Annotated in this window: 1 protein-coding gene; it reads right to left on the bottom strand. The window is 57.6% G+C overall.

Going from position 1 to position 1,623, the window contains the following annotated elements; translation table 11 throughout:
• Nucleotides 1-99 precede the first annotated feature (99 nt).
• Nucleotides 100-1,341 (bottom strand): IS110 family transposase, encoded by a 1,242-nt coding sequence (locus tag HDG37_RS38680; RefSeq protein WP_184056845.1) that lies wholly within the window; start codon nucleotides 1,339-1,341, stop codon nucleotides 100-102.
• Nucleotides 1,342-1,623: the final 282 nt, after the last annotated feature.

Below are 1,623 nucleotides of genomic sequence, written 5' to 3' on the forward strand. Positions count from 1 at the left end.
CGTTACCGTGAAAGCTGGGTAACACGGGCGCGCACATGCCCGCTCGCGTGGCCCGCGAGTAAAAATATCGCCATGCCCGACCCCTCGTTGTGGCGATCGTTAGGTGGTGACCGAGGCAGACGCCTCATCCGGCCATTGGCCGATCGCCTTCAATTGCTTGATCCAGCGTGGCGCGTTTTTCTTCGCGCTGATGGCCTGATAGTCGATCTGCGGGTCGTGATAGGCGACTTTGCGTGTCAGTAGCAGGAAGATCAACCGTATCATTTTGTGAGCCAGAGCGATGATCGCCTTTTTGTGCGTCTTGCGCATCATCAGGCTTCTATATTTGGCTGCCAGCGAGCTCCTGGTTTTCCACGCCGAGTTGGCGCATTCACACATGATGTAGCGGATGACTGAACTGCCTTTTCCGGTTCGCCCTGATTTGCGTTTGCCAGCCGATTCGTTGTTTCCGGGACAAAGTGCCGCCCATGCAGCAATGCGGTCGGCATTCCCGAAGCGGGTCATGTCGTCGCCGATTTCGATCAGAATCAGGGCGCTCGCAATCTGGTCGATGCCAGGTACAGTTTGCAGCAGGCGATGCGCCCATTGGTAGGGAGCCATGGCGGTAAGGATATAGGCGTCGAGTTCGGCCAGACTACGCTCGAGTATTGCAATGTGCTCGTGAATATGTCCGAGAATGAATCGGTGCCGCGCCGTCAGATCGCCATCGAGGGCGGCTTGCAGATCGTCGCGTCTGGGTTTGAGTCTGCCGCGTGCCATATCGAGCAGTGCGGTGATCGATCTGCCTTCGATCAGGCCGGCTACCATCTCGCGTGCCGACAAACCGTTGAGGTCACTGACGATGCCGCCAAGTTTGATTCCGCCATCGTCGAGGATTTTATGAAGCCGGTTGATTTCACTGGCGCGCATGGCAGTGAGCTTACGCCGGTAACGAGACACTAGGCGCAGCTCGCGCAAATCCTGGGGCGGGATGAAGCTGGCGCGCACCAGCCCGAAACGGGCCAGCACCGCGAGCCACTGTGAATCGTTCATATCCGTTTTCCTGCCCGGGACATGCTTGACGAAATGCGCATTGGCGACCCAGGCCTGGATGCCGGCGCGTTCCAGATGGGCATAGATACTCTTCCAGTAGATGCCGGTGCTCTCCATGACAACGAGTTCGACGTTCAGCTCAAGAAGCCAGCTCGTCAGGGCGCGGCAATCGCGCTTGAAACCGCCGAATTCACGGCTTTGCTGTTCGATGGTGCCGTCAGGGCGTTCAATGACGGCCGTGACAACGTGCAGCATCTTGTGGACATCGATGCCGGCAACGCGTCGGTAGAGTGGGGACAGTCCTTCCATGTCACTCTCCTGTGGCTAAAATAAAAGCGGCGCACAGGGCATCGATGAACTGGAAAACGCCTCAGACTCAGTCAGTCTGGGTCTCTTTACCGTTCGTGCTGCGGCGACAAACCGCGCAACTGTTGGGGGTGCGGGCCAGTTCGGGTAGGCCTGGTTATACACGGGGTCGGGCCACCATTGAGATTGCGGTCTTTGGTGTCCTGTGCACCACCGCTGATTCTCTGCCTTAAGGAGCTTTCATGCTTGGGGGCGATGCCGATCTAAATCATGAAAGGTTATACA

Source organism: Paraburkholderia sp. MM5384-R2 (assembly GCF_014201025.1).
Lineage (GTDB): Bacteria > Pseudomonadota > Gammaproteobacteria > Burkholderiales > Burkholderiaceae > Paraburkholderia > Paraburkholderia tuberum.

Excerpts from the sequence above, each read along its gene's own strand:
- HDG37_RS38680 (WP_184056845.1), bottom strand. The coding sequence starts at position 1,341 with ATGGAAGGACTGTCCCCACTCTACCGACGCGTTGCCGGCATCGATGTC.